A 19,297-nucleotide genomic window follows, 5' to 3' on the forward strand; every position below is an offset into this window, starting at 1 on the left:
ACCCCGGTCGAGGGGTGGCGCCCCGCCAGGGGACGGTCCCCGGCCAAGGGGTGGTCACGCCTGGTCAGGGGGCGAGGAGGAGGCTGTTGCCGCGCTCCTTGGCGGTGGCGTAGCGCTTGGCCACGTCCTGCCAGTTGACGACCTGCCACATGGCCTCGATGAAGTCCACCTTCTGGTTCTTGTACTGCAGGTAGAAGGCGTGCTCCCAGGCGTCGAAGACCAGGATCGGGGTGGAGCCCTGGCCGACGTTGCCCTGGTGGTCGTAGACCTGCTCGACGATCAGGCGGCCGCTCAGCGGCTCGTAGGCGAGGACGCCCCAGCCCGAACCCTGGGTGGTGGCCGCCGCCTTGGACAGCTGAGCCTTGAAGCCGGCGAAGGAGCCGAAGGACTCGGCGATGGCGTCGGCCAGCTCGCCCACGCCGTCCTTCTCGTGCGGCTCGCCGCCGCCGTCGCCGGTCATGTTGTGCCAGTAGATGGAGTGCAGGATGTGCCCGGAGAGGTGGAACGCGAGGTTCTTCTCCAGGCCGTTGATCGAGCCCCACGACTCCTTGTCCCGCGCCTCCGCGAGCTGCTCCAGCGTGTCGTTCGCGCCCTTCACGTACGCCGCGTGGTGCTTGTCGTGGTGCAGCTCGATGATCTCGGGGCTGATGACCGGGGCCAGCGCCGCGTAGTCGTACGGAAGCTCGGGGAGCGTGTAAAGCGCCATGTCCGGCGTCCTCCTTATTGCCAATGGTATGCAGCTGCACGCTAACAGCAAGAACGGTAACGCGCCGTCGGACGATGGGCCTAGGACCCCCTCCCGTGTCGGCGCGGCCCCATCCCGGCCTCGGTATGCTCGCCGCCATGTCCACGGCTGATCTCCGTCCGACCCGGCGGCGAAGAGACCCGAGCCGCACGACGACCGGGAGCGGCGGGAAGAGCGCGTGACGAGCTACGACTACGAGAAGGACGGCGCGGCCATCTACCGCCGGTCCTTCGCCACCATCCGCGCCGAGGCGGACCTCGCGGGCCTGCCCGCCGACGTCGCCCGGGTGGCGGTGCGGATGATCCACGCCTGCGGCATGGTCGATCTCGTCCGCGACCTCGCCCACACCCCGGCCGTCGTGGCCCGCGCCCGCGAGGCGCTGCGCGCCGGGGCGCCGATCCTGTGCGATGTGCGGATGGTGGCCAGCGGCATCACCCGGGGGCGGCTGCCCGCCGGCAACGAGGTGCTGTGCACCCTCTCCGACCCGGCCGTCCCGGAGCTGGCCGCCGAGCTCGGCACCACGCGCAGCGCCGCCGCGCTGGAGCTGTGGCGGGACCGGCTGGAGGGCGCCGTGGTCGCGGTCGGCAACGCGCCCACCGCCCTGTTCCGGCTGCTGGAGATGATCGACGAGGGCGCGCCCCGGCCCGCCGCCGTCATCGGCGTCCCGGTCGGCTTCGTCGGGGCCGCCGAGTCCAAGGACGCGCTGATCGCCCACCCCGCGGGCCTCGACCATCTGGTCGTACGCGGCCGTCGCGGGGGCAGCGCCATCGCCGCCGCCGCGGTGAACGCCATCGCGAGCGAGTCGGAGGTGTGAGGGGGCGGTCGTGACGGGCGCACGCCCACCGTCCGACGGACGGTCGCTGCTCCTTCCGGGGGGTCGGCGTGCGGTGTCGGGACATCCCGCCTCCCCCCGTCGCGCCCCGCACACCCGCGCCGTCCGGGTGTCAGGCGTCAGGCGCCCGCGCCCGCGCCCGCGCCCGCGCTCGACAGGGTCAGGGCCGCCAGGGCCTGCGGGGCGCCCGGCTGGTCGCGGACCCCGGGGAAGGCGTTGACGTCCACGATCAGCGGGACGCCGTCGCCCCGGTCGATGACGTCCACGCCGTAGACGTCCAGGGCGAACACCTCGCCGACCCGGTGGACCAGGGCGGTCCAGCCGGGCGGCAGGCTGTCGGGGGCGAGCGGCCGTGTGGGGCCGCGGCCGCCGGGTGAGAGTTCGGAGCGGCGCAGGGCCGTGAAGACGCGGTCCCCGATCGCCCACAGTTTGTGGTCCCAGCCGCTGTTGGGCGCGAACTCCTGCACCACGACCGGCTCTTCGGGGTGCGCGGCGGCCAGCTCGCGCAGCTGCGCGGCGCTGTCCACGCGGGTCACCAGATCGTGCTTGCGGCTGTGCCGGCTCTTGACCACCACCGGTCCGGGGAGGCCGGAACGGCCGTCCCGCCCCTGCGCGTCCGCGCATTCGGCGCATTCGGCGAGCGTGGGGTAGGTGCGGGTGGCCGCGAACGGCAGGCCGGCCCGCCGGGCCTGCTCCGCCATCGCCGTACGGTCCTGGCACAGCTCGGTCGCGGCGGCCGAGTTCAGCACCCGGGCGCCGCGCCGTTCCAGCGCGCGGGCGAGGGAGATCGCCCGCGGCGTGCGCGCCTTGAGCAGATACACGTCGGCGGGGCCCTCGGGCGGCTCCGGGGGTTCGGCGGTCGCCGGGTCCAGCGTCTGCACCGTGTGCTCGGCGGCGAGCAGCGCGGTGGTCGCGGCCAGCAGCGGGTGGGCGGGGTCGGAGGTGATCAGGCCGATCCTCATACGGCTCCTCATCCGGCCTTGCCCGCCGGCACGGGAACCTGCGCCGCCTGGCCGGCACGCCGCGCCGACCCGGCCGCCGGGCCCTGCGACGCGGAAGCCCCGGCCGCCCCGGCCGGCGACCCGGCGTCTCCGGCGGGCGGTACGGCCGTTCCGGCCGCCTCGGCCGCCCCGCGCTGTTCGGGCATCCGCGGCCGCACGGGCTCGGCCGGTTCGGCGGTCCGGGCGCCGCGGGCGGCCAGGGCGAGCACGGCGCGGGCCACCCGCGCGGTGGCGTCGGGGACCTGGCGGAAACTGGGGAAGTCGTTGACGTCGACCACCACGGGGCCGTCCGGTCCCAGCACCACGTCCACGCCGTACAGGTCGAGGCCGTAGACCACCCCGGCCTGGGCGGCGACGGCGGCCACCTCGTCCGACAGCGGCACCCGGCGTTCGGGCGCCGCGTGGTCGGGGTGGAGCGGGGAGCGGCGCTCGGTCGCGTACAGCTCGCCGCCGACGCCGTACACCTTGATGTCCACGCCCGAGTTGGGGATGTAGGGCTGGGCGATGAGCAGGCCCTCGCCGGCCAGTTCGGGGGCGAGCGCGGCGAGCCGGTCCGGCGATCGCACCAGGTGCACGGCCCGTCCGGAGCTGCCGTCGGCGGGCTTGACCACGATCGGGTACTCCGACTCCGGTATCTGCGCGAGGAGTTCGGGTCCGGCCGCCGCGTAGGTCGGCGGCAGCGGGAGCCCGCGGCCGCGGCCGATCGCCGCCGCCAGCGCCTTGTCCCGGACGCCGCGGATCGAGCGGGCGTCGTTGATGGTCGTCGTCCCGGCCGCGGCGGCGGCCTCCAGCAGGGTGAGGCCCGGGCCGCCGGAGACCGTCTTGAGCACCCACGCGTCATGGGCGGCGTCCTGCAGCGCCTCCGTCATGCGCAGCAGGGCGCCGCCCGGCCGCAGTACGTCCACCTGGTGTCCCCAGGACGTCAGTTGGCGGATCACCTCGACCGGCATGCCGTCGTGGCGGTACTGCTCCTCCACCAGAAAGCAGAGCTTCATCGATCTACCCCGACCCTCCGGACGCCCGCCCTCGTCGTCCGGCATTCCATGACGTCCTGTGGCGACACAGGATGTCATGCCCGCCTCGGGACGCGCCGGGCGGCGGCCGGGGCGTCGAACAGCCTTGCCGAGTGGGCCAGATGGCGAGGGGCCGCCGCGTGGTACGTCACGTACCGGACCGGGTCGCGCGCCGCACCCGCCTCCCCCGCCGCCGGGTCCACTGCGCCGTACGTCACGTGCCGCCCGGGTTCGTTGCGCGGGGCCGCGGCATCCCGCAGAGTGACGTGCATGAGCGATCATTACGATGTCGTGGTTCTCGGCGCGGGGCCCGGCGGCTACACCGCCGCGGTGCGTGCCGCTCAACTCGGCCTGTCCACCGCCGTGGTCGAGGAGAAGTACTGGGGCGGGGTGTGCCTGAACGTGGGCTGCATCCCCTCCAAGGCCCTGCTGCGCAACGCCGAGTTGGCGCACACCGTCACCCGGCGGGCCGAGACGTTCGGGATCCGGTCCGACTCCCCCATCACGTTCGACTACGGCGCGGCCTTCAAGCGCAGCCGGGACGTGGCGGAGGGCCGGGTGGCCGGCGTGCACTACCTGATGCGCAAGAACAAGATCACCGAGTACGACGGCCGCGGCGTCTTCAGCGACGCGCACACCCTCCAGGTCGCCCTGTCCGACGGCACCACCCGGACCGTGACGTTCGACCACTGCGTCATCGCGGCGGGCGCCACCACGCGCCTGCTGCCCGGCACCGGGCTGAGCGAACGCGTCGTCACCTACGAGGAGCAGATCCTCACCGAGGAACTGCCCGGCAGCATCGTCATCGCCGGGGCCGGCGCGATCGGCGTCGAGTTCGCGTACGTGCTGCACAACTACGGTGTGAAGGTGACCGTGGTGGAGTTCGCCGACCGGATCGTGCCGGCCGAGGACGCCGACGTGTCCAAAGAACTCGCCAAGCACTACCGCAAGCTCGGCATCGAGGTGCACACCTCCACGCGCGTCGAGTCCATCGACGACTCCGACCCCGCGCGGCCGGTCCGGGTCACCGTGGACAAGAACGGCGCCCGGCAGGTGCTGGAGGCCGACAAGGTGCTCCAGGCGATCGGCTTCGCCCCGCGGGTGACCGGCTACGGCCTGGAGACGACCGGGGTGCGGCTCACCGACCGGGGCGCCATCGAGGTCGACGGGCGCGGCCGCACCAACGTGCCGAGCCTGTACGCGATCGGCGATGTGACCGGCAAGCTGATGCTGGCGCACGCGGCCGAGACCATGGGCGTGATCGCCGCGGAGACGATCGGCGGCGCGGAGACCATGGAGGTCGACTTCCGCATGATCCCGCGCGCGACCTACTGCCAGCCGCAGATCGCCAGCTTCGGCCACACCGAGGCGCAGGCCCGCGAGGCGGGCTTCGACGTCCAGGTGGCCAAGTTCCCGTTCACCGCGAACGGCAAGGCGCACGGGCTGGGCGAGCCGGTCGGCTTCGTGAAGGTGATCAGCGACGGCGCCCACGGCGAGCTGCTGGGCGCTCACCTGATCGGGCCGGAGGTCACCGAGCTGCTGCCGGAGCTGACCCTGGCGCAGCAGTGGGACCTCACGGTGCACGAGGTCGCCCGCAACGTGCACGCCCACCCGACGCTGGGCGAGGCGGTCAAGGAAGCGGTGCACGGGCTCGCGGGGCACATGATCAACATGTGAGGCCCCGCGGCGGGCCGGGGGCGTGGCGGCGGCCCCGGGGCGGTCGCGAGCCCCGAGGCAGTCGGGAGTCCCGGAGGCGGTCGGGAGTCCCGGGGACGGGGTCGGGAGTCCCGGGGACGGTCGCGAGCCCCGCAGGGCACCGGCGGCCCCAGCGGTGCGGCGGGGTGCGGCGGGCTCGGGGTGCGGCGGGCTCGCGGGGGGGGTCACGGGGGGTGCGGGCGGCCGGCATGGCGTGCGCCGTCCTGGTGACCCGTACCCCACGGTCGCGGCCCCGATCGCGAAGGTGCGCCGCCATGAACGAACCCCTGTACACCTTCGGGCACGGCACCGCGGGGCGCGAGGAGATCACCGGCCTGCTGCACGGGGCCGGGGTCGCCGCGATCGTGGACGTGCGCACCGCCCCGGGCAGCCGCCGGGACCCGGACCTGCTGCGGGACCGGCTCGCCCGGTGGCTGCCCGAGGACGGCATCGACTACCGCTGGGAGCCCGACCTCGGCGGGTTCCGCGAGCCGGCCCCGGACAGCCCGGACACCTTCTGGCGCAACGACTCCTTCCGCGGCTACGCCGGGTACACGCGCACCCCCGGGTTCGTCGCCGCCATGGACCGGCTGCTCGGCGAGGCGGCCGGGCGGCGGACGGCGGTGATGTGCGGCGAGGCGGTGTGGTGGCGCTGCCACCGCCGGCTGATCGCCGACTTCGCGGAACTCGCGCGCGGGGTGCCCGTGCGCCACCTCATGCACGACGGGCGGACCGTCCCGCACGTCCCCACGGCCGGCGCCCGGCTGCGCGAGGACGGCCTCCTCGTCTACGACGGCCCGCCGGGCTGAGCGGGGCGCGGGCGCGGTCAGGCCCCGGCCACGGTGACGTCCTGGTCGCGCAGCGCGTGGAAGGCGGGCACCAGCAGGATGCCCTGCGGGACCAGCTCCGTGATGATGGCCTGGACGTGCGCGCGGCCGTGGGCGAAGGTGTGGTAGGCGATGCCCCGGTTGGTCCAGCGGTGCGTGCCGCCGTCGCAGACGGCTTGCGTGCCGCCGATGGACTGGGTCTCGTCCGAGTCGCCCTGGCTGATGGCCGAGCTGATGAAGACCGCGCCGGTGGCGCCGGTGCAGCGGTAGGTGCCGGAGATCGTGACGGTGCCGTCCGCCGCCTGGCGGACCGTGCGGTCCACGGTCACGGTCTCGGCGTCGGTGGTGGACGCGGTGGCGACGGCGGACGTGGCGGCCGGCGCGGCGAGGAGCAGCGTGGCCGCGACCGCGCCGAGGGTGCCGAGCACACGGCGGGCTGATCCGAAGGACGCTGACGCTACGGACATGGGGGCCTCCCGAGGAACTGGAATGCGGGGTTCCACTGGTACCGGGCGGGCGTCCGTGATCCTCGCCCTCACGACGCGAGTCCACTCGGACTTCCGTCTAACGGCCCATGCGACTTGCCCCCCGGCCCGTTCGCCGCCACCGGCGCGACCTCGCGCGCAGGACGCCCGCCGCAGCCCTCCGGGCCCAGGGCCTGCCCGCAGGACGCCGGCCGGTCCTCCGGGCACAGGCCCTGCCCGCAGGGCGTCCGCCCGGGCGCGCAGCCCGCACCGGGGCCGAGCGCCCCGTGCGCGGGTGTGGTGGCGAGGTGCGGCGCCGGTCCCCGCGAGCCCGGCATGATCCGGACGAGAGGCCCGGGCTAGGCCAGCACCGCGAACCCGTCGAGTTCCACCAAGGCCCGCTCGTCCCACAGCCGGACGACCTCCACGACCGCCATCGCCGGGTAGTCGCGGCCCGCCGACTGGCGCCAGATGCGGCCGAGTTCGGAGGCGTGGGCGCGGTAGGCGGCGACGTCGGTGGCGTAGACCGTGACACGGGCCAGGTCGGCGGGTGAGCCGCCGGCGGCGCGCAGGGCGGTGAGGAGGTTGGCGAGGGCGCGGGCGAACTGCTCGGGCAGGGTGTCGCCGACCACCTTGCCCTCGCCGTCGAGGGCGGTCTGGCCGGCCAGGAACAGCACGCGGGAGCCGGTGGCGACGACGGCGTGCGAGAAGCCGGTGGGCGGGGACAGCTCGGGCGGGTTGACGCGCTCGGTGGTCACGGGGCCTCCCCGGCCGGCGGCGGAGTCTCGGCGTACAGCTCCTTGGCGATGATGCCCCGCTGCACCTCGCTCGCGCCCTCGTAGATCCGGGGTGCGCGCACCTCGCGGTAGAGGTGTTCGAGGAGGTGGCCGCGGCGCAGGGCGCGGGCGCCGTGCAGCTGGACGGCGGTGTCGACGACGTACTGCGCCGTCTCGGTGGCGAGCAGCTTCGCCATCGCGGCGCGCCGGGGCACGCCGGGTGCGCCGTCGTCGTACGCGGTGGCCGCCGCGTAGACCATCAGGCGGGCCGCCTCGGTGCGCAGGGCCATCTCGGCGACCTGGTGGGCGACGGTCTGCAGGTCGCTCAGCTTGCCGCCGAAGGCGTCCCGGCGGGCGGTGTGGGCGAGGGTCGCCTCCAGCGCGGCCTGCGCCATGCCGAGGGCGAAGGCGCCGACGCTGGGCCGGAAGAGGTTGAGGGTGCCCATCGCGACCCGGAAGCCGCGGTCCGCCTCGCCGAGCACGTCGTCGGCCGTGACGGGGACGCCGTCGAAGGCGAGGGCGCCGATCGGGTGCGGGGAGAGCATGTCCAGCGCGCTGCCGGTGAGGCCGGGGCGGTCGGCGGGGACCAGGAAGGCGGTGATCCCGCGGGAGCCTGCGCCGGGTGCGGTGCGCGCGAAGACGGTGTAGAAGTCGGCCTCGGGGGCGTTGGAGATCCAGCACTTCTCCCCCGTGAGCCGCCAGCCCCGCCCCGCTCCCCCGCCCGCGCCGGGGTCGGGGTCGGGGTCGGGGTCGGCGCGCAGGGTGAGGGCCGCCGCGTCCGAGCCCGCCGCCCGCTCGCTCAGGGCGAAGGCCGCCACCGCGCTGCCGTCGGCCACCGCGGGCAGCCAGCGGGCGCGCTGGGCGGGGGTGCCGTGGGCGTGGACGGGGTGGGCGCCGAGGCCCTGGAGGGCGAGCGCGGTCTCGGCCTCGGTGCAGCCGTGGGCCAGGGACTCCCGCATGAGGCACAGGTCCAGGGCGCCCGAGGTGAACAGGCGCTCCAGCAGACCCAGTCGGCCGAGTTCGGCGAGGAGGGCGCGGTCGACGCGGCCCGGCTCGCCCTTCTCGGCGACCGGCCGCAGCCGTTGGGCGGCCAGTGTGCGCAACTCGGCGCACCATGCCTGCTGTTCGGGTTCGAGCGAGAAAGCGGGCATCCGCCGGTCCTCCCTCCGCCGGGCCGCCCGCGCGGCCGGGGCTCGCCCCCACGGTATCGCGTACCGTTGACTGTCGTCACCAACGCGCTACGCTCCAGGTGCGAGCCCACCACACCAAGGGGGCGAACCGCCATGGACCACCCGTCCGCCCACGTCGACACGTTCGCGCGCGATCATCTCCCGCCCCCGGACCAGTGGCCGAAGCTGCGGTTCGACCTGCCGGAGCTGCGCTACCCGGCCCGGCTGAACTGCGCCGCCGAGCTGCTCGGCCCACCGGGCGACGCCGACGCCGGGCGGCCGGTGTTCCGCACGCCCGCCGGCGACGTCTGGACCTACGGCGAGCTGCGCGCCCGTGTGGACCGCGTCGCGCACGTCCTGACCGCCGGCCTCGGCGTGGTGCCCGGCAACCGGGTGCTGCTGCGCGGCCCCACCACGCCGTGGCTGGCCGCCTGCTGGCTGGCCGTGCTCAAGGCGGGCGCGGTCGCCGTCACCGTACTGGCCCAGCAGCGCGCCCACGAGCTGAGCACCCTCTGCGAGATCGCCCGCGTCCGGCACGCGCTGTGCGACATCAGATCGGTGGACGACCTGGTCAAGGCCGAGGTGCCGGGGCTGCGCCTGGCGACGTACGGCGGCGACGGGCCCGACGACCTGCTGCGCCGTCCGGCGCCCGGCACCCCGTTCCCGGCCGTGGACACCGCAGCGGACGACGTGGCGCTGATCGCGTTCACCTCGGGCACCACCGGCCGCCCCAAGGGCTGCGTCCACTTCCACCGGGACGTGCTGGCGATCGCGGACACCTTCTCCGCGCGGGTGCTCAGGCCGCGCCCGGACGACGTGTTCGCGGGCAGTCCGCCGCTCGGGTTCACCTTCGGCCTCGGCGGCCTGGTCGTCTTCCCGATGCGGGCCCGCGCCAGCGCCCTGCTGCTCGAAGAGGCCCATCCGCGGCAGCTGTTGGGCGCGGTCGCCGAGCACCGGGTCTCCGTGCTGTTCACCGCGCCGACCGCCTACCGGGCGATGCTGGAGGAGCCGGCCGCCCACGACCTCTCCTCGCTGCGCAGGTGTGTGTCGGCCGGTGAGAACCTGCCCGCCGCCACCTGGCACGCCTGGCACGAACGGACGGGTGTGCGCATCGTCAACGGCATCGGCGCCACCGAGCTGCTGCACATCTTCATCTCGGCGGCGGACGCGGACATCCGGCCGGGGACCACGGGTGTGCCGGTGCCGGGCTGGCGGGCGCGGGTGCAGGACGAGGACGGGCGGCCCGTGCCCGACGGGACGCCGGGGCTGCTCGCCGTGCAGGGCCCGGTCGGCTGCCGCTACCTCGCCGACCCCCGCCAGCGCGCGTACGTGCGCGACGGCTGGAACGTCACCGGCGACACCTACGTCCGCGACGCCGACGGCTACTTTCGCTATGTCGCCCGCGCCGACGACATGATCATCTCGGCGGGCTACAACATCGCGGGACCGGAGGTCGAGGACGCGCTGCTGCGCCACCCGGACGTGGTCGAGGCCGCGGTCGTCGGCCGGCCGGACGACGCCCGCGGCCAGGTGGTGGTGGCGTACGTGGTCGTACGGGAGGGCGCGGCGCGGGACGCCCGGGCGCTGCGCGCGTACGTCAAGGAGGAGCTGGCGCCCTACAAGTGCCCGCGTGAGATCGTCTTCGTCCACGCGCTGCCGCGCACGGCGACCGGGAAACTCCAGCGGTTCAGACTGCGCGCCCCGGACACCCACGACGGGCGGTGACACCCGACGACCTAAAATGATCAACGTGTCCGAGCAGTCCGCGCAACCCGCCCCGAGATCCCTCATCGTCACGCTGTACGGCGCGTACGGCCGCTTCGTGCCGGGCCCGGTGCCCGTCGCGGAGCTGATCCGGCTGCTGGCCGCGGTGGGCGTGGACGCGCCCTCCGTGCGCTCCTCGGTGTCCCGCCTCAAACGGCGCGGGCTGCTGCTCCCGGCCCGCACCGGGCAGGGCGCGGCCGGCTACGAACTCTCGCCACAGGCACTCCAGTTGCTGGAGGACGGCGACCGCCGGGTGTACGCGGGGGCGCCCGGCGAGGACGAGGGCTGGGTGCTGGCGGTGTTCTCGGTGCCGGAGTCGCAGCGGCAGAAGCGGCACGTGCTGCGCTCCCGGCTGGCCGGGCTCGGCTTCGGCACGGCGGCGCCCGGGGTGTGGATCGCCCCGGCCCGGCTGTACGAGGAGACCCGCAACACGCTGCGGCGGCTGGACCTGGACGTGTACGTGGACTTCTTCCGCGGCGACCACCTGGGGTTCGCGCCGACGGCCCAGGCGGTGGCCCGCTGGTGGGACCTGGCGGCCCTGGCCGCGCAGCACGAGGCGTTCCTCGACCGGCACGCGCCGGTGCTGCGCGCCTGGGAGGAGCGCGCCGACACCCCGCCGGAGGAGGCGTACCGGGACTATCTGCTCGCCCTGGACTCCTGGCGGCATCTCCCCTACGCCGACCCGGGCCTGCCCGCCCGGCTGCTGCCCGCCAACTGGCCGGGCGCCCGTTCGGCGGCCGTGTTCCGGGCGCTGCACGAGCGGCTGCACGAGGCGGGCGCGGTCTACGCGGGGGTGTCCGTTCCGGCCGGCCGGGTGTGACGCCCGCGCCTCGGCTCAACTACGCAGGGTGAGGCGGGGTTTGGGCGCGTCCGTGCGGCCGGTCCGGGGGCGGCGGCTGCCGGCGCGGTAGGGAGCGGGCCAGACGGCGGCGGGGCCCTCGTAGCCCTGCTCGGCGGCGGCGTGCAGGGTCCAGTGCGGGTCGTACAGGTGCGGGCGGGCCAGCGCGCACAGGTCGGTGCGCCCGGCCAGGATCAGGGAGTTGACGTCGTCCCAGGACGAGATCGCGCCGACCGCGATCACCGGGACGCCCACCGCGTTGCGGATGCGGTCGGCGAACGGCGTCTGGTACGAGCGCCCGAACTCCGGCCGCTCCTCGGCCACCACCTGCCCGGTGGACACGTCGACGGCGTCGGCGCCGTGCGCGGCGAAGGCGCGGGCGATCTCCACCGCTTCCTCGGCCGTGGTGCCGCCCTCGGCCCAGTCGGTGGCCGACAGCCGGACGGTCATCGGCCGTTCCTCCGGCCACACCGCGCGCACCGCGTCGAACACCTCCAGCGGGAAGCGCAGCCGTTTGTCCAGTGAGCCGCCGTAGGCGTCGGTGCGGTGGTTGGTGAGCGGGGAGAGGAAGCCGGAGAGCAGGTAGCCGTGGGCGCAGTGCAGTTCGAGGAGGTCGAAGCCGGCCCGGGCGGCCCGCCAGGCGGAGGTGGCGAACTGCTCGCGTATGTCGGTGAGTTGTGCCCGGGTCACCTCGCGCGGGATCTGGCCGCCGGGGCGGTGGGGCAGTGGGGAGGCGGCGACCAGCGGCCAGTTGCCCTCGGGCAGCGGTTCGTCGATGCCCTCCCACATGACTTTGGTGGAGCCCTTGCGTCCGCTGTGGCCGAGCTGCACGCCGATCGCGGCGCCGGGCGCCTGCCGGTGGACGAAGTCGGTGATCCGCCGCCAGGCCTCGGTCTGCCGGCCGGTCCACAGTCCGGCGCAGCCGGGGGTGATCCGGCCCTCGGGGCTGACGCACACCATCTCGGTCATCACCAGCCCCGCCCCGCCGAGTGCGCGGGCGCCGAGGTGGACGAGGTGGAAGTCGCCGGGGACGCCGTCGACGGCGGAGTACATGTCCATGGGCGAGACCACGACCCGGTTGCGCAGGGTCAGGCCGCGCAGCCGGAACGGGGTGAACATCGGCGGGGTGCCGGGCGGGCAGCCGAAGTCGCGCTCGACGGCGTCGGTGAAGCGGGCGTCGCGCAGCCGCAGGTTGCCGTGGGTGACCCGGCGGCTGCGGGTGAGCAGGTTGAAGGCGAACTGGCGGGGCCGCTGGCCGAGGTAGAGGTCCAGGTTCTCGAACCACTCCAGGCTGGCCCGGGCGGCCCGCTGGGTGGAGGCGACGACGGGTTTGCGTTCGTCCTCGTAGGCGGTCAACGCCTCGGCGAGGGTGGGCTGTTCGTCCAGGCAGGCGGCGAGCGCGAGGGCGTCCTCGACGGCGAGCTTGGTGCCGGAGCCGATGGAGAAGTGGGCGGTGTGGGCGGCGTCGCCGAGCAGGACGAGGTTGCCGTGCGACCAGCGTTCGTTGACCACCGTGCGGAAGGTGGTCCAGGCGGAGTTGTTGGAGCGCAGCGGGCGGCCGCCCAGGGCGTCGGCGAAGATCTTGGCGCAGCGCTCCACCGAGCCCTGTTCGTCCAGCTCGGCGAAGCCGGCCGCCCGCCACACCTCCTCGCGCATCTCCACGATCACGGTGGAGGCGTCGGCGGCGAACGGATAGCCGTGCAGTTGCATCACGCCGTGCTCGGTCTCGGCGATCTCGAAGCGGAAGGCGTCGAAGGCGAAGTCGGCGGCGAGCCAGATGTAGCGGCAGCGGTGCTGCGTCAGCCGGGGCCGGAACACGTCGGCGTGGGCCGCGCGGGTGGCGCTGTGCACACCGTCGGCGGCGACGACCAGGTCGTACGTCTCCTTCAGCCGGGCCGGGTCCGGGGCCTCGGTGCGGAAGCGCAGCGCGACGCCGAGCGAGCGGCAGCGCTCCTGGAGGATGTGCAGCAGCCGGTGCCGGCCGAGCGCGGCGAAGCCGTGGCCGCCGGAGGTGTGCCGGGTGCCGCGGTGCACGATGTCGATGTCGTCCCAGCGCACGAAGTCCCGCTGGAGCGCCTCGTGGACCACCGGGTCGGCGTGCTCGATGCCGCCGAGCGTCTCGTCGGAGAGGACGACGCCGAAACCGAAGGTGACGTCGGGCGCGTTGCGTTCGAAGACGGTGATCTCGCGGGCCGGGTCGAGCCGTTTGAGCAGGGCCGCCGTGTACAGGCCGCCGGGGCCGCCGCCGACGACCGCGACCCTGAGCGGGCCGTTCGCCCCGCCTCGGGGTGCGCCGGTCGTCTCCTGCCGGGGCGCGCCGGTCACCGCGCCCTCACCGCCCCTGCCACTTGGGGGGCCGCTTCTCGGTGAAGGCGGCGTGGAACTCGGCGTAGTCCTCGCCGTTCATCAGCAGGGCCTGGGTGGCGGCGTCCAGCTCGACGGCCGCGGACAGGGGCATGTCCAGTTCGGCGGTGAGCAGGGCCTTGGTCTGGGCGTGCGCGAGGGCGGGGCCGTCGGCGAGGCGGCGGGCGAGGGACTGGGCCTCCTCGTCGGCGTGGCCCTCGTCGGTGAGGAGGCTGATCAGGCCGATCCGCTCGGCCTCGGGCGCCCGCACCGGCTCGCCCAGCATCAGCAGCCGGGTGGCGTGGCCGAGACCGACCACGCGGGGCAGCAGATAGGCGGCGCCCATGTCGCCGCCGGACAGTCCGACCCGGGTGAACAGGAACGCGAACCGGGCGCTCGGGTCGGCCACCCGGAAGTCGGCGGCCAGCGCGAGCACGGCCCCGGCGCCGGCGGCCACGCCGTGCACCGCCGCGATCACCGGAAACGGGCACTCGCGCACCGCCCGCACCACCTGGCCGGTCATCCGGTTGAAGTCGAGCAGCTCGGCGGTGTCCATGGCCAGGGTGGCGCCGATGATCTCGTCCACGTCGCCGCCCGAGCAGAAGCCGCGCCCCTCGCCGGCCAGCACGAGGGCGCGCACGGAGCGCTCGCGGGACAGTTCGGCGAGCAGGTCGCGCAGGTCGGCGTAGGCGCCGAAGGTGAGCGCGTTGAGCCTGTCGGGGCGGGCGAGGGTGACGGTGGCGACGCCGTCGTCGTGGGCGACCCGCAGATGGCGCCAGTCGGCGGTGCGGGCGGCGGAGCCGGTGAAGGGACTCATGACGGGCGGCCTCCTCGGCGAACGGCCTTGGTCGGTGCGCGCTCAGCTCTCCCGACGAAGTTATCACCCATCTGTGACCGTCGTCACGAGTACGCGATAGGGGCCGTGACAATGTGGCCGGGACCCGTCGCTTCCGGCGGCTTCGTCACAGCTCGGCGATGGCCGGGTAACGGCGGGCGCGAGAGACGGGAGCGGGGCGGCTGACGTGGGTAGTTCCGCCCGTGCCGGGGCCCGGGCGGCTCCGGGCGGAGGGCGCCGCGCACCGCCGGCGGCGGCCCCCGTACCATTCCTCACGTCGAAAGCAGGACAGCCTCATGGCGACCACTGGGACGTTCTGCGTCATGAACGGACACACGGTGCCCCACTCCCCCCTTGCCTCCTGGCACGTCGCGCTGCCGCACTCGGCCGGCGCCGTGCCGGTGGCCCGCGCCCTGGTGCGTACGGCGCTGGCCGAACTGGAGCACTCGGCCGACAGCGACACCGCGGAGCTGCTCACGGCGGAACTGGTCGCCAACGCCGTCGAGCACACGGCGGGCGGCGGGCCGATAGAACTGCTGGTGGAGCTGTTGCCGAGCGGCTGCCACGTCGAGGTGCGCGACCCGGACCCGGCGCCGCCCGGCGATCTGACCCGCCCCGACCTCACCCCGCCCGACCCGTGGCGGGAGGGCGGGCGCGGGCTGCTGCTGATCCGCGCCCTCAGCTCCTCCTGCGGGCACCGGCCCACCGGGTCGGGCAAGGCGGTGTGGTTCAGACTGCTTGCAGCTCCTGGGCTGCCGGGTCCGGCGTGACCTCGGCGCCGGCCGCGAGCCGCGAGTGGCGGCGGCCGTAGAGGACGTAGACCAGCGCTCCGGCGGCGAGGAAGCCGGCGAACTGGAGCCAGGTCGACCAGCCCGTCTCGTACATCAGGTACAGGCAGCAGACGACGCCGAGCAGCGGCACCACGGGGTAGAGCGGCACCCGGAAGCTGCGCGCCAGGTCCGGCTGGCGGCGGCGCAGCGCGATCACCGCGACGTTGACGACGGCCATGGTGGCCAGGGTGCCGATGGTGCAGAGGTTGACCACCGCGTCCAGGGAGGCGAAGGCGGCGGGCAGCGCGAAGACGACGGCGACGACGAGGGTGCCGGCGACCGGCGTCGAGGTCTTCGGCGAGACCTTCTCGAAGACCCGCGGCACCAGGCCGTCCCGGGACATCGACAGCAGGATGCGGGTCTGCCCGTACATCACGGCGAGCACCACGGAGGCGATGGCGACGACCGCGCCGAAGGCGATCACCGCGCCGCCGGCGGAGGAGCCGGTGACCACGTTGACGACGTAGCTCAGCGCGGCGGGCCGGTCGCCGACCTGGCCGCCGCCGATGGCGCCGATCGCGGCGAGCGCGACCGCGCAGTACAGCAGGGTGACCACGCCGATGCAGACCAGGATGGCGAGCGGGATGTCGCGGCGGGGGTTCTTGGCCTCCTCGCCGGCGGTGGTGATGGCGTCGAAGCCGATGTAGGAGAAGAACGCGGCGGTGGTGCCCGCGCCGATGCCGCCGAGCCCGGCCGGGGAGAAGGGGGTGAGGTTGCCGTGCTTGAACGCGGTGAAGCCGATGGCGCAGAACGCGACGAGGATGACCAGCTTCAGGATCGCCATCGCGGCGGTGGCGCGGGCGCTCTCGCGCACGCCGCGCACCAGCAGCACGGCGGCCAGGGCGATCACGATGACGGCGGGCAGGTTGACGACGCCGCCGTCGCCGGGTCCCGCGGACAGGACGGCGGGCAGCTGCCATCCGGTGAGGCTGTGCAGCAGCTCGTTGACGTACTGGCTCCAGCCGACCGCGACCGCCGAGACGGAGACGCCGTACTCCAGCAGCAGGCACCAGCCGACCAGGAAGGCCGTGGACTCGCCGAGACCGGCGTAGGCGAAGGAGTACGACGAGCCGGAGACGGGGATGGCGCCGCCCAGCTCGGCGAAGGCGAACGCGGTCAGCACGCAGGTGATCGCGGCGAGGACGAAGGAGACGACGACGGCGGGACCGGCCTGGGCGACCGAGTCGGACAGTCCGACGAAGATGCCGGTGCCGACGATCGCCCCGACGCCGAAGCAGACGAGCTGGAAGAGGCCCATCGTGCGCTTGAGGCCGTGGCCCTCGCGGTCGGCGCCGGACTCGGCCAGCAGACGCTGGGGGGACTTGATGCGGGGAGCGGGCATGGGGGGTGTGGTGCTCGTTTCTGGTGGTGCGGGGCGATCGGGATGAGATCGCGCGACGGGCGGAATGGGTGGTTCCGCGCCGTCGGCCAGGATACGGCCTGGTGGGGCCGTGGGACAGGGGCCGCGGGCCGCCGCTGTGGGGAGCGGAGGCGGGGCGGCGGCGGAGCCTCGGCCGGCGGGCCGGCCGAGAGGGCTTGGCGGGGCTCCGGTGGGCTTGGGTGGGCTTCGGTCAGGCGAGGGTGGCGACCAGGACCGCCTTGATGGTGTGCAGACGGTTCTCCGCCTCGTCGAAGACGACCGAGTGGGCCGACTCGAAGACCTCGTCGGTGACCTCCAGCGACTCCAGGCCGTACCGCGCGTGGATCTCGCGGCCGACCTTGGTGCCGAGGTCGTGGAAGGCGGGCAGGCAGTGCAGGAACTTCACGTCCGGGTTGCCGGTGGCGCGCAGCACGTCCATGGTGACCGCGTACGGCGCGAGCGCCTCGATGCGCTCCTCCCAGACCTCCTTGGGCTCGCCCATGGAGACCCACACGTCGGTGGCGACGAAGTCGGCCCCGCGCACGCCCTCCGCCACGGACTCGGTGAGGGTGACGCGCGCACCGCTGGTCCCGGCCAGCTCCCGCGCCCGGTCGACGATCTCCGGGGCGGGCCAGTAGCTCTTGGGCGCGACCAGGCGGACGTCCATGCCGAGTAGGGCGCCGGTGATCAGGTAGGAGTTGCCCATGTTGAAGCGGGCGTCGCCGAGGTAGGCGAAGGCGATCTCGTTGAGCGGCTTGGCGGTGTGCTCGGTCATCGTCAGCACGTCGGCGAGCATCTGGGTGGGGTGCCAGTCGTCGGTGAGCCCGTTGTAGACGGGGACGCCGGCGTGGGCGGCCAGCTCCTCGACGGCGGCCTGGCTGTCGCCCCGGAACTCGATCGCGTCGAACATCCGGCCGAGGACCCGGGCGGTGTCCTTGAAGGACTCCTTGTGCCCGATCTGCGATCCGGACGGGTCGAGATACGTGGTCGAGGCGCCCTGGTCGGCGGCGGCGACCTCGAACGCGCAGCGGGTGCGGGTCGAGGTCTTCTCGAAGATCAGCGCGATGTTCTTGCCGGTCAGGTACCGCGTCTCGGCCCCGGCCCGCTTGGCGGCCTTCAGCTCGGCGGCCAGCTCGATCAGACCGCGGAACTCCTCCCCGGTGAAGTCCAGCTCCTTGAGGAAGTGGCGGCCGGCGAGGGCGGTCGGGACTGTCGCCATGGGGGCGCTCCAACGGGTGAGGGACAGAGACTCTGGAATTCTATACGACCGACAGAATTTCTATGCAACAGGTATGCGAGAGGTGACTCGGCCGGGGGCCGGGTGCCGGGGCGGAGCCGCTGGAGATCGCGGGACCGCCGGGAGGCCGGGCAGGACCGCTGGAGGACGCGGGAGCATCGGGGAGCGCGCGGAGCCGCCGGGGGTCGGCGGGGCGGGGTTTCCTCCTGGCGCCCGCCTGCCCCGCGCCGCGCCTCTCGGGTGAGGACTCGTCCTCAGGCGAGGCCCCGGCCGCTCACCGGGTCCCGTTCGACCGGGCAGCTCATGCAGCGGGGGCCGCCGCGGCCCCGGCCCAGCTCGCTGCCGGGGATCTCGATCACCTCGATGCCCTGCTTGCGCAGATGCGTGTTGGTGGTGGCGTTGCGCTCGTAGGCGACGACGACGCCCGGCTCGACGGCGAGGACGTTGCAGCCGTCGTCCCACTGCTCGCGCTCGGCCGCGTGCACGTCCTGGGTGGCGGTCAGCACCCGGATCTCGCTCAGCCCGAGCGCCGCGGCGATCGCCCGGTGCATGTGCTCCGGCGGGTGGTCGGTGACCTTCAGCTCGTTGTCGGCGGAGCCCGGCTCGATCGTGTACGAGCGGAGCATGCCGAGCCCCGCGTACTGGGTGAAGGTGTCGCCGTCGACCATGGTCATCACCGTGTCGAGGTGCATGAACGCGCGCCGCTTCGGCATGTCCAGCGCGACGATGGTGCGGGCCGAACCGGCGGCGAACAGCTTGTTCGCGAGCATCTCCACGGCCTGCGGGGTGGTCCGCTCGCTCATCCCGATGAGCACGGCCCCGCTGCCGATGACCAGCACGTCCCCGCCCTCGATGGTGGACGGGTAATCGGCCTGCCCCTCCGACCACACGTGGAACGGCTCGCTGCGAAAGAGCGGGTGGTAGCGGTAGATCGCCTCGAAGTGGACGGTCTCGCGCTGCCGGGCGGGCCAGCGCATCGCGTTGATGGAGACGCCGTCGTAGATCCAGGCGGAGGTGTCCCGGGTGAACAGGTGGTTGGGCAGCGGCCCGAGCAGGAAGTCGTCGAGGTCCATCACATGGAAGCGCACGGAGGCCGGCTCGGCGTGCGCCTGGAGGAACTCCCGTTTGGTCATGCCGCCGATCAGCGCCTCGGCCAGTTCCTGCGCGGGCAGGGTCTCGAAGGCGGCCCGCAGATGGTCGGTGGCGAGCGGGCCGTACTCCTTCTCGTCGAAGACGCGGTCCAGGACGAGCGACCGCGCCGACGGGTTCTCCATCGTCTCGGTCAGCAGATCGCCGAACAGGTGCACGGCGACCCCGCGGTCGCGCAGCACGTCGGCGAACCCGTCGTGCTCGGCGCGCGCCCGGCGCACCCACAGCACGTCGTCGAAGAGGAGGGCGTCCTTGTTGCTGGGGGTGAGCCTTTTGAGCTCGAGATCGGGCCGGTGCAGGATGACGCGGCGCAGCCGCCCGGCCTCGGAGTCGACATGGAATCCCATGCCTCCATCCTGACCACCGAACCGGGACTTCACCCACCGCTTCCCGGTTTCCGCGCCCGGTTGTTCCCCGCC

At 74.1% G+C, this 19,297-nt stretch carries 17 protein-coding genes; 6 read left to right on the forward strand and 11 right to left on the reverse strand.

The features are described from left to right. Positions 1-64 precede the first annotated feature (64 nt). On the reverse strand, positions 65-706 hold the full coding sequence (locus K7787_RS16995; RefSeq protein WP_223001927.1) for a superoxide dismutase: 642 nt from the start codon (positions 704-706) through the stop codon (positions 65-67). A 217-nt stretch (positions 707-923) separates the two neighbouring features. On the opposite strand from K7787_RS16995, the gene K7787_RS17000 reads away from it, so the two are divergent. Continuing rightward, positions 924-1,559 carry a precorrin-8X methylmutase gene (locus K7787_RS17000; RefSeq protein ID WP_223001929.1) on the forward strand — a complete coding sequence of 212 codons (636 nt, stop codon included), beginning with the start codon at positions 924-926 and terminating at the stop codon, positions 1,557-1,559. A gap of 137 nt (positions 1,560-1,696) precedes the next feature. On the opposite strand, the gene K7787_RS17005 is transcribed toward K7787_RS17000, so the two are convergent. Next, the gene (locus K7787_RS17005) at positions 1,697-2,539 is read right to left on the reverse strand and encodes an ATP-grasp domain-containing protein (RefSeq protein ID WP_223001931.1); all 843 of its coding nucleotides are present in this window, start codon (positions 2,537-2,539) and stop codon (positions 1,697-1,699) included. Positions 2,540-2,547: 8 nt separating this feature from the next. Next, entirely contained in the window at positions 2,548-3,573 is a 1,026-nt protein-coding gene (locus tag K7787_RS17010; protein ID WP_223001933.1) for an ATP-grasp domain-containing protein, read from the reverse strand. 288 nt (positions 3,574-3,861) lie between these two features. On the opposite strand from K7787_RS17010, the gene lpdA reads away from it, so the two are divergent. Beyond that, positions 3,862-5,268 carry a dihydrolipoyl dehydrogenase gene (gene lpdA / locus K7787_RS17015; protein WP_223001935.1) on the forward strand — a complete coding sequence of 469 codons (1,407 nt, stop codon included), beginning with the start codon at positions 3,862-3,864 and terminating at the stop codon, positions 5,266-5,268. Positions 5,269-5,561: 293 nt separating this feature from the next. Next, positions 5,562-6,095 carry a DUF488 domain-containing protein gene (locus tag K7787_RS17020; protein ID WP_223001937.1) on the forward strand — a complete coding sequence of 178 codons (534 nt, stop codon included), beginning with the start codon at positions 5,562-5,564 and terminating at the stop codon, positions 6,093-6,095. Between the two features lie 17 nt (positions 6,096-6,112). Here K7787_RS17020 and K7787_RS17025 read toward each other — a convergent pair whose 3' ends face one another. The 3 genes from K7787_RS17025 to K7787_RS17035 form a co-directional block, all read right to left on the reverse strand. Further along, the gene (locus K7787_RS17025) at positions 6,113-6,580 is read right to left on the reverse strand and encodes a DUF6299 family protein (RefSeq protein WP_199293230.1); all 468 of its coding nucleotides are present in this window, start codon (positions 6,578-6,580) and stop codon (positions 6,113-6,115) included. A gap of 356 nt (positions 6,581-6,936) precedes the next feature. Continuing rightward, positions 6,937-7,335, reverse strand: a complete 399-nt coding sequence (locus tag K7787_RS17030; RefSeq protein ID WP_223001939.1) for a RidA family protein — start codon at positions 7,333-7,335, stop codon at positions 6,937-6,939. Next, positions 7,332-8,504 (reverse strand): acyl-CoA dehydrogenase family protein, encoded by a 1,173-nt coding sequence (locus tag K7787_RS17035; protein WP_223001941.1) that lies wholly within the window; start codon positions 8,502-8,504, stop codon positions 7,332-7,334. The genes K7787_RS17030 and K7787_RS17035 overlap by 4 nt, the downstream gene beginning before the upstream one ends. 132 nt (positions 8,505-8,636) lie before the next feature. Here K7787_RS17035 and K7787_RS17040 point away from each other — a divergent pair, with 132 nt between their 5' ends. Next, positions 8,637-10,247, forward strand: coding sequence for an AMP-binding protein (locus K7787_RS17040; RefSeq protein ID WP_223001943.1), 1,611 nt, complete (start codon positions 8,637-8,639; stop codon positions 10,245-10,247). Positions 10,248-10,263: 16 nt separating this feature from the next. Further along, on the forward strand, positions 10,264-11,106 hold the full coding sequence (locus tag K7787_RS17045) for a PaaX family transcriptional regulator (RefSeq protein ID WP_019984137.1): 843 nt from the start codon (positions 10,264-10,266) through the stop codon (positions 11,104-11,106). 15 nt (positions 11,107-11,121) lie between these two features. Here K7787_RS17045 and K7787_RS17050 read toward each other — a convergent pair whose 3' ends face one another. Together K7787_RS17050 and K7787_RS17055 are read right to left on the reverse strand one after the other, a co-directional pair. Then, a complete protein-coding gene (locus tag K7787_RS17050) occupies positions 11,122-13,449 on the reverse strand; it encodes a bifunctional salicylyl-CoA 5-hydroxylase/oxidoreductase (RefSeq protein ID WP_223001945.1) in 2,328 nt (775 codons plus the stop codon). A gap of 7 nt (positions 13,450-13,456) precedes the next feature. Then, the gene (locus K7787_RS17055) at positions 13,457-14,284 is read right to left on the reverse strand and encodes an enoyl-CoA hydratase family protein (protein WP_223001946.1); all 828 of its coding nucleotides are present in this window, start codon (positions 14,282-14,284) and stop codon (positions 13,457-13,459) included. 341 nt (positions 14,285-14,625) lie between these two features. Between K7787_RS17055 and K7787_RS17060 the strand changes: the two genes are divergently transcribed. Next, positions 14,626-15,072, forward strand: a complete 447-nt coding sequence (locus K7787_RS17060) for an ATP-binding protein (protein ID WP_247720982.1) — start codon at positions 14,626-14,628, stop codon at positions 15,070-15,072. Here K7787_RS17060 and K7787_RS17065 read toward each other — a convergent pair. From K7787_RS17065 to K7787_RS17075, 3 genes are all read right to left on the reverse strand, one after another. Then, complete coding sequence (locus tag K7787_RS17065; protein WP_223001950.1) at positions 15,032-16,474, reverse strand: amino acid permease; 1,443 nt, start codon at positions 16,472-16,474, stop codon at positions 15,032-15,034. The genes K7787_RS17060 and K7787_RS17065 overlap by 41 nt on opposite strands. Positions 16,475-16,703: 229 nt before the next feature. Then, positions 16,704-17,711 carry an ornithine carbamoyltransferase gene (argF, locus tag K7787_RS17070; protein WP_223001952.1) on the reverse strand — a complete coding sequence of 336 codons (1,008 nt, stop codon included), beginning with the start codon at positions 17,709-17,711 and terminating at the stop codon, positions 16,704-16,706. Between the two features lie 272 nt (positions 17,712-17,983). Next, positions 17,984-19,225, reverse strand: coding sequence for an arginine deiminase (locus tag K7787_RS17075; RefSeq protein ID WP_009191202.1), 1,242 nt, complete (start codon positions 19,223-19,225; stop codon positions 17,984-17,986). Between the last annotated feature and the right edge of the window lie 72 nt (positions 19,226-19,297).

The sequence above is a fragment of the Streptomyces sennicomposti genome (genome assembly GCF_019890635.1).
Taxonomy (GTDB): Bacteria; Actinomycetota; Actinomycetes; order Streptomycetales; family Streptomycetaceae; genus Streptomyces; species Streptomyces sennicomposti.

Excerpts from the sequence above, each read along its gene's own strand:
- K7787_RS17020 (WP_223001937.1), top strand. The coding sequence starts at position 5,562 with ATGAACGAACCCCTGTACACCTTCGGGCACGGCACCGCGGGGCGCGAG.
- K7787_RS17075 (WP_009191202.1), bottom strand. The coding sequence starts at position 19,225 with ATGGGATTCCATGTCGACTCCGAGGCCGGGCGGCTGCGCCGCGTCATC.
- K7787_RS17005 (WP_223001931.1), bottom strand. The coding sequence starts at position 2,539 with ATGAGGATCGGCCTGATCACCTCCGACCCCGCCCACCCGCTGCTGGCC.
- K7787_RS17060 (WP_247720982.1), top strand. The coding sequence starts at position 14,626 with ATGAACGGACACACGGTGCCCCACTCCCCCCTTGCCTCCTGGCACGTC.
- lpdA (WP_223001935.1), top strand. The coding sequence starts at position 3,862 with ATGAGCGATCATTACGATGTCGTGGTTCTCGGCGCGGGGCCCGGCGGC.
- K7787_RS17025 (WP_199293230.1), bottom strand. The coding sequence starts at position 6,580 with ATGTCCGTAGCGTCAGCGTCCTTCGGATCAGCCCGCCGTGTGCTCGGC.
- K7787_RS17045 (WP_019984137.1), top strand. The coding sequence starts at position 10,264 with ATGATCAACGTGTCCGAGCAGTCCGCGCAACCCGCCCCGAGATCCCTC.
- K7787_RS17055 (WP_223001946.1), bottom strand. The coding sequence starts at position 14,284 with ATGAGTCCCTTCACCGGCTCCGCCGCCCGCACCGCCGACTGGCGCCAT.
- K7787_RS17065 (WP_223001950.1), bottom strand. The coding sequence starts at position 16,474 with ATGCCCGCTCCCCGCATCAAGTCCCCCCAGCGTCTGCTGGCCGAGTCC.
- K7787_RS17040 (WP_223001943.1), top strand. The coding sequence starts at position 8,637 with ATGGACCACCCGTCCGCCCACGTCGACACGTTCGCGCGCGATCATCTC.
- argF (WP_223001952.1), bottom strand. The coding sequence starts at position 17,711 with ATGGCGACAGTCCCGACCGCCCTCGCCGGCCGCCACTTCCTCAAGGAG.
- K7787_RS17035 (WP_223001941.1), bottom strand. The coding sequence starts at position 8,504 with ATGCCCGCTTTCTCGCTCGAACCCGAACAGCAGGCATGGTGCGCCGAG.
- K7787_RS17010 (WP_223001933.1), bottom strand. The coding sequence starts at position 3,573 with ATGAAGCTCTGCTTTCTGGTGGAGGAGCAGTACCGCCACGACGGCATG.
- K7787_RS16995 (WP_223001927.1), bottom strand. The coding sequence starts at position 706 with ATGGCGCTTTACACGCTCCCCGAGCTTCCGTACGACTACGCGGCGCTG.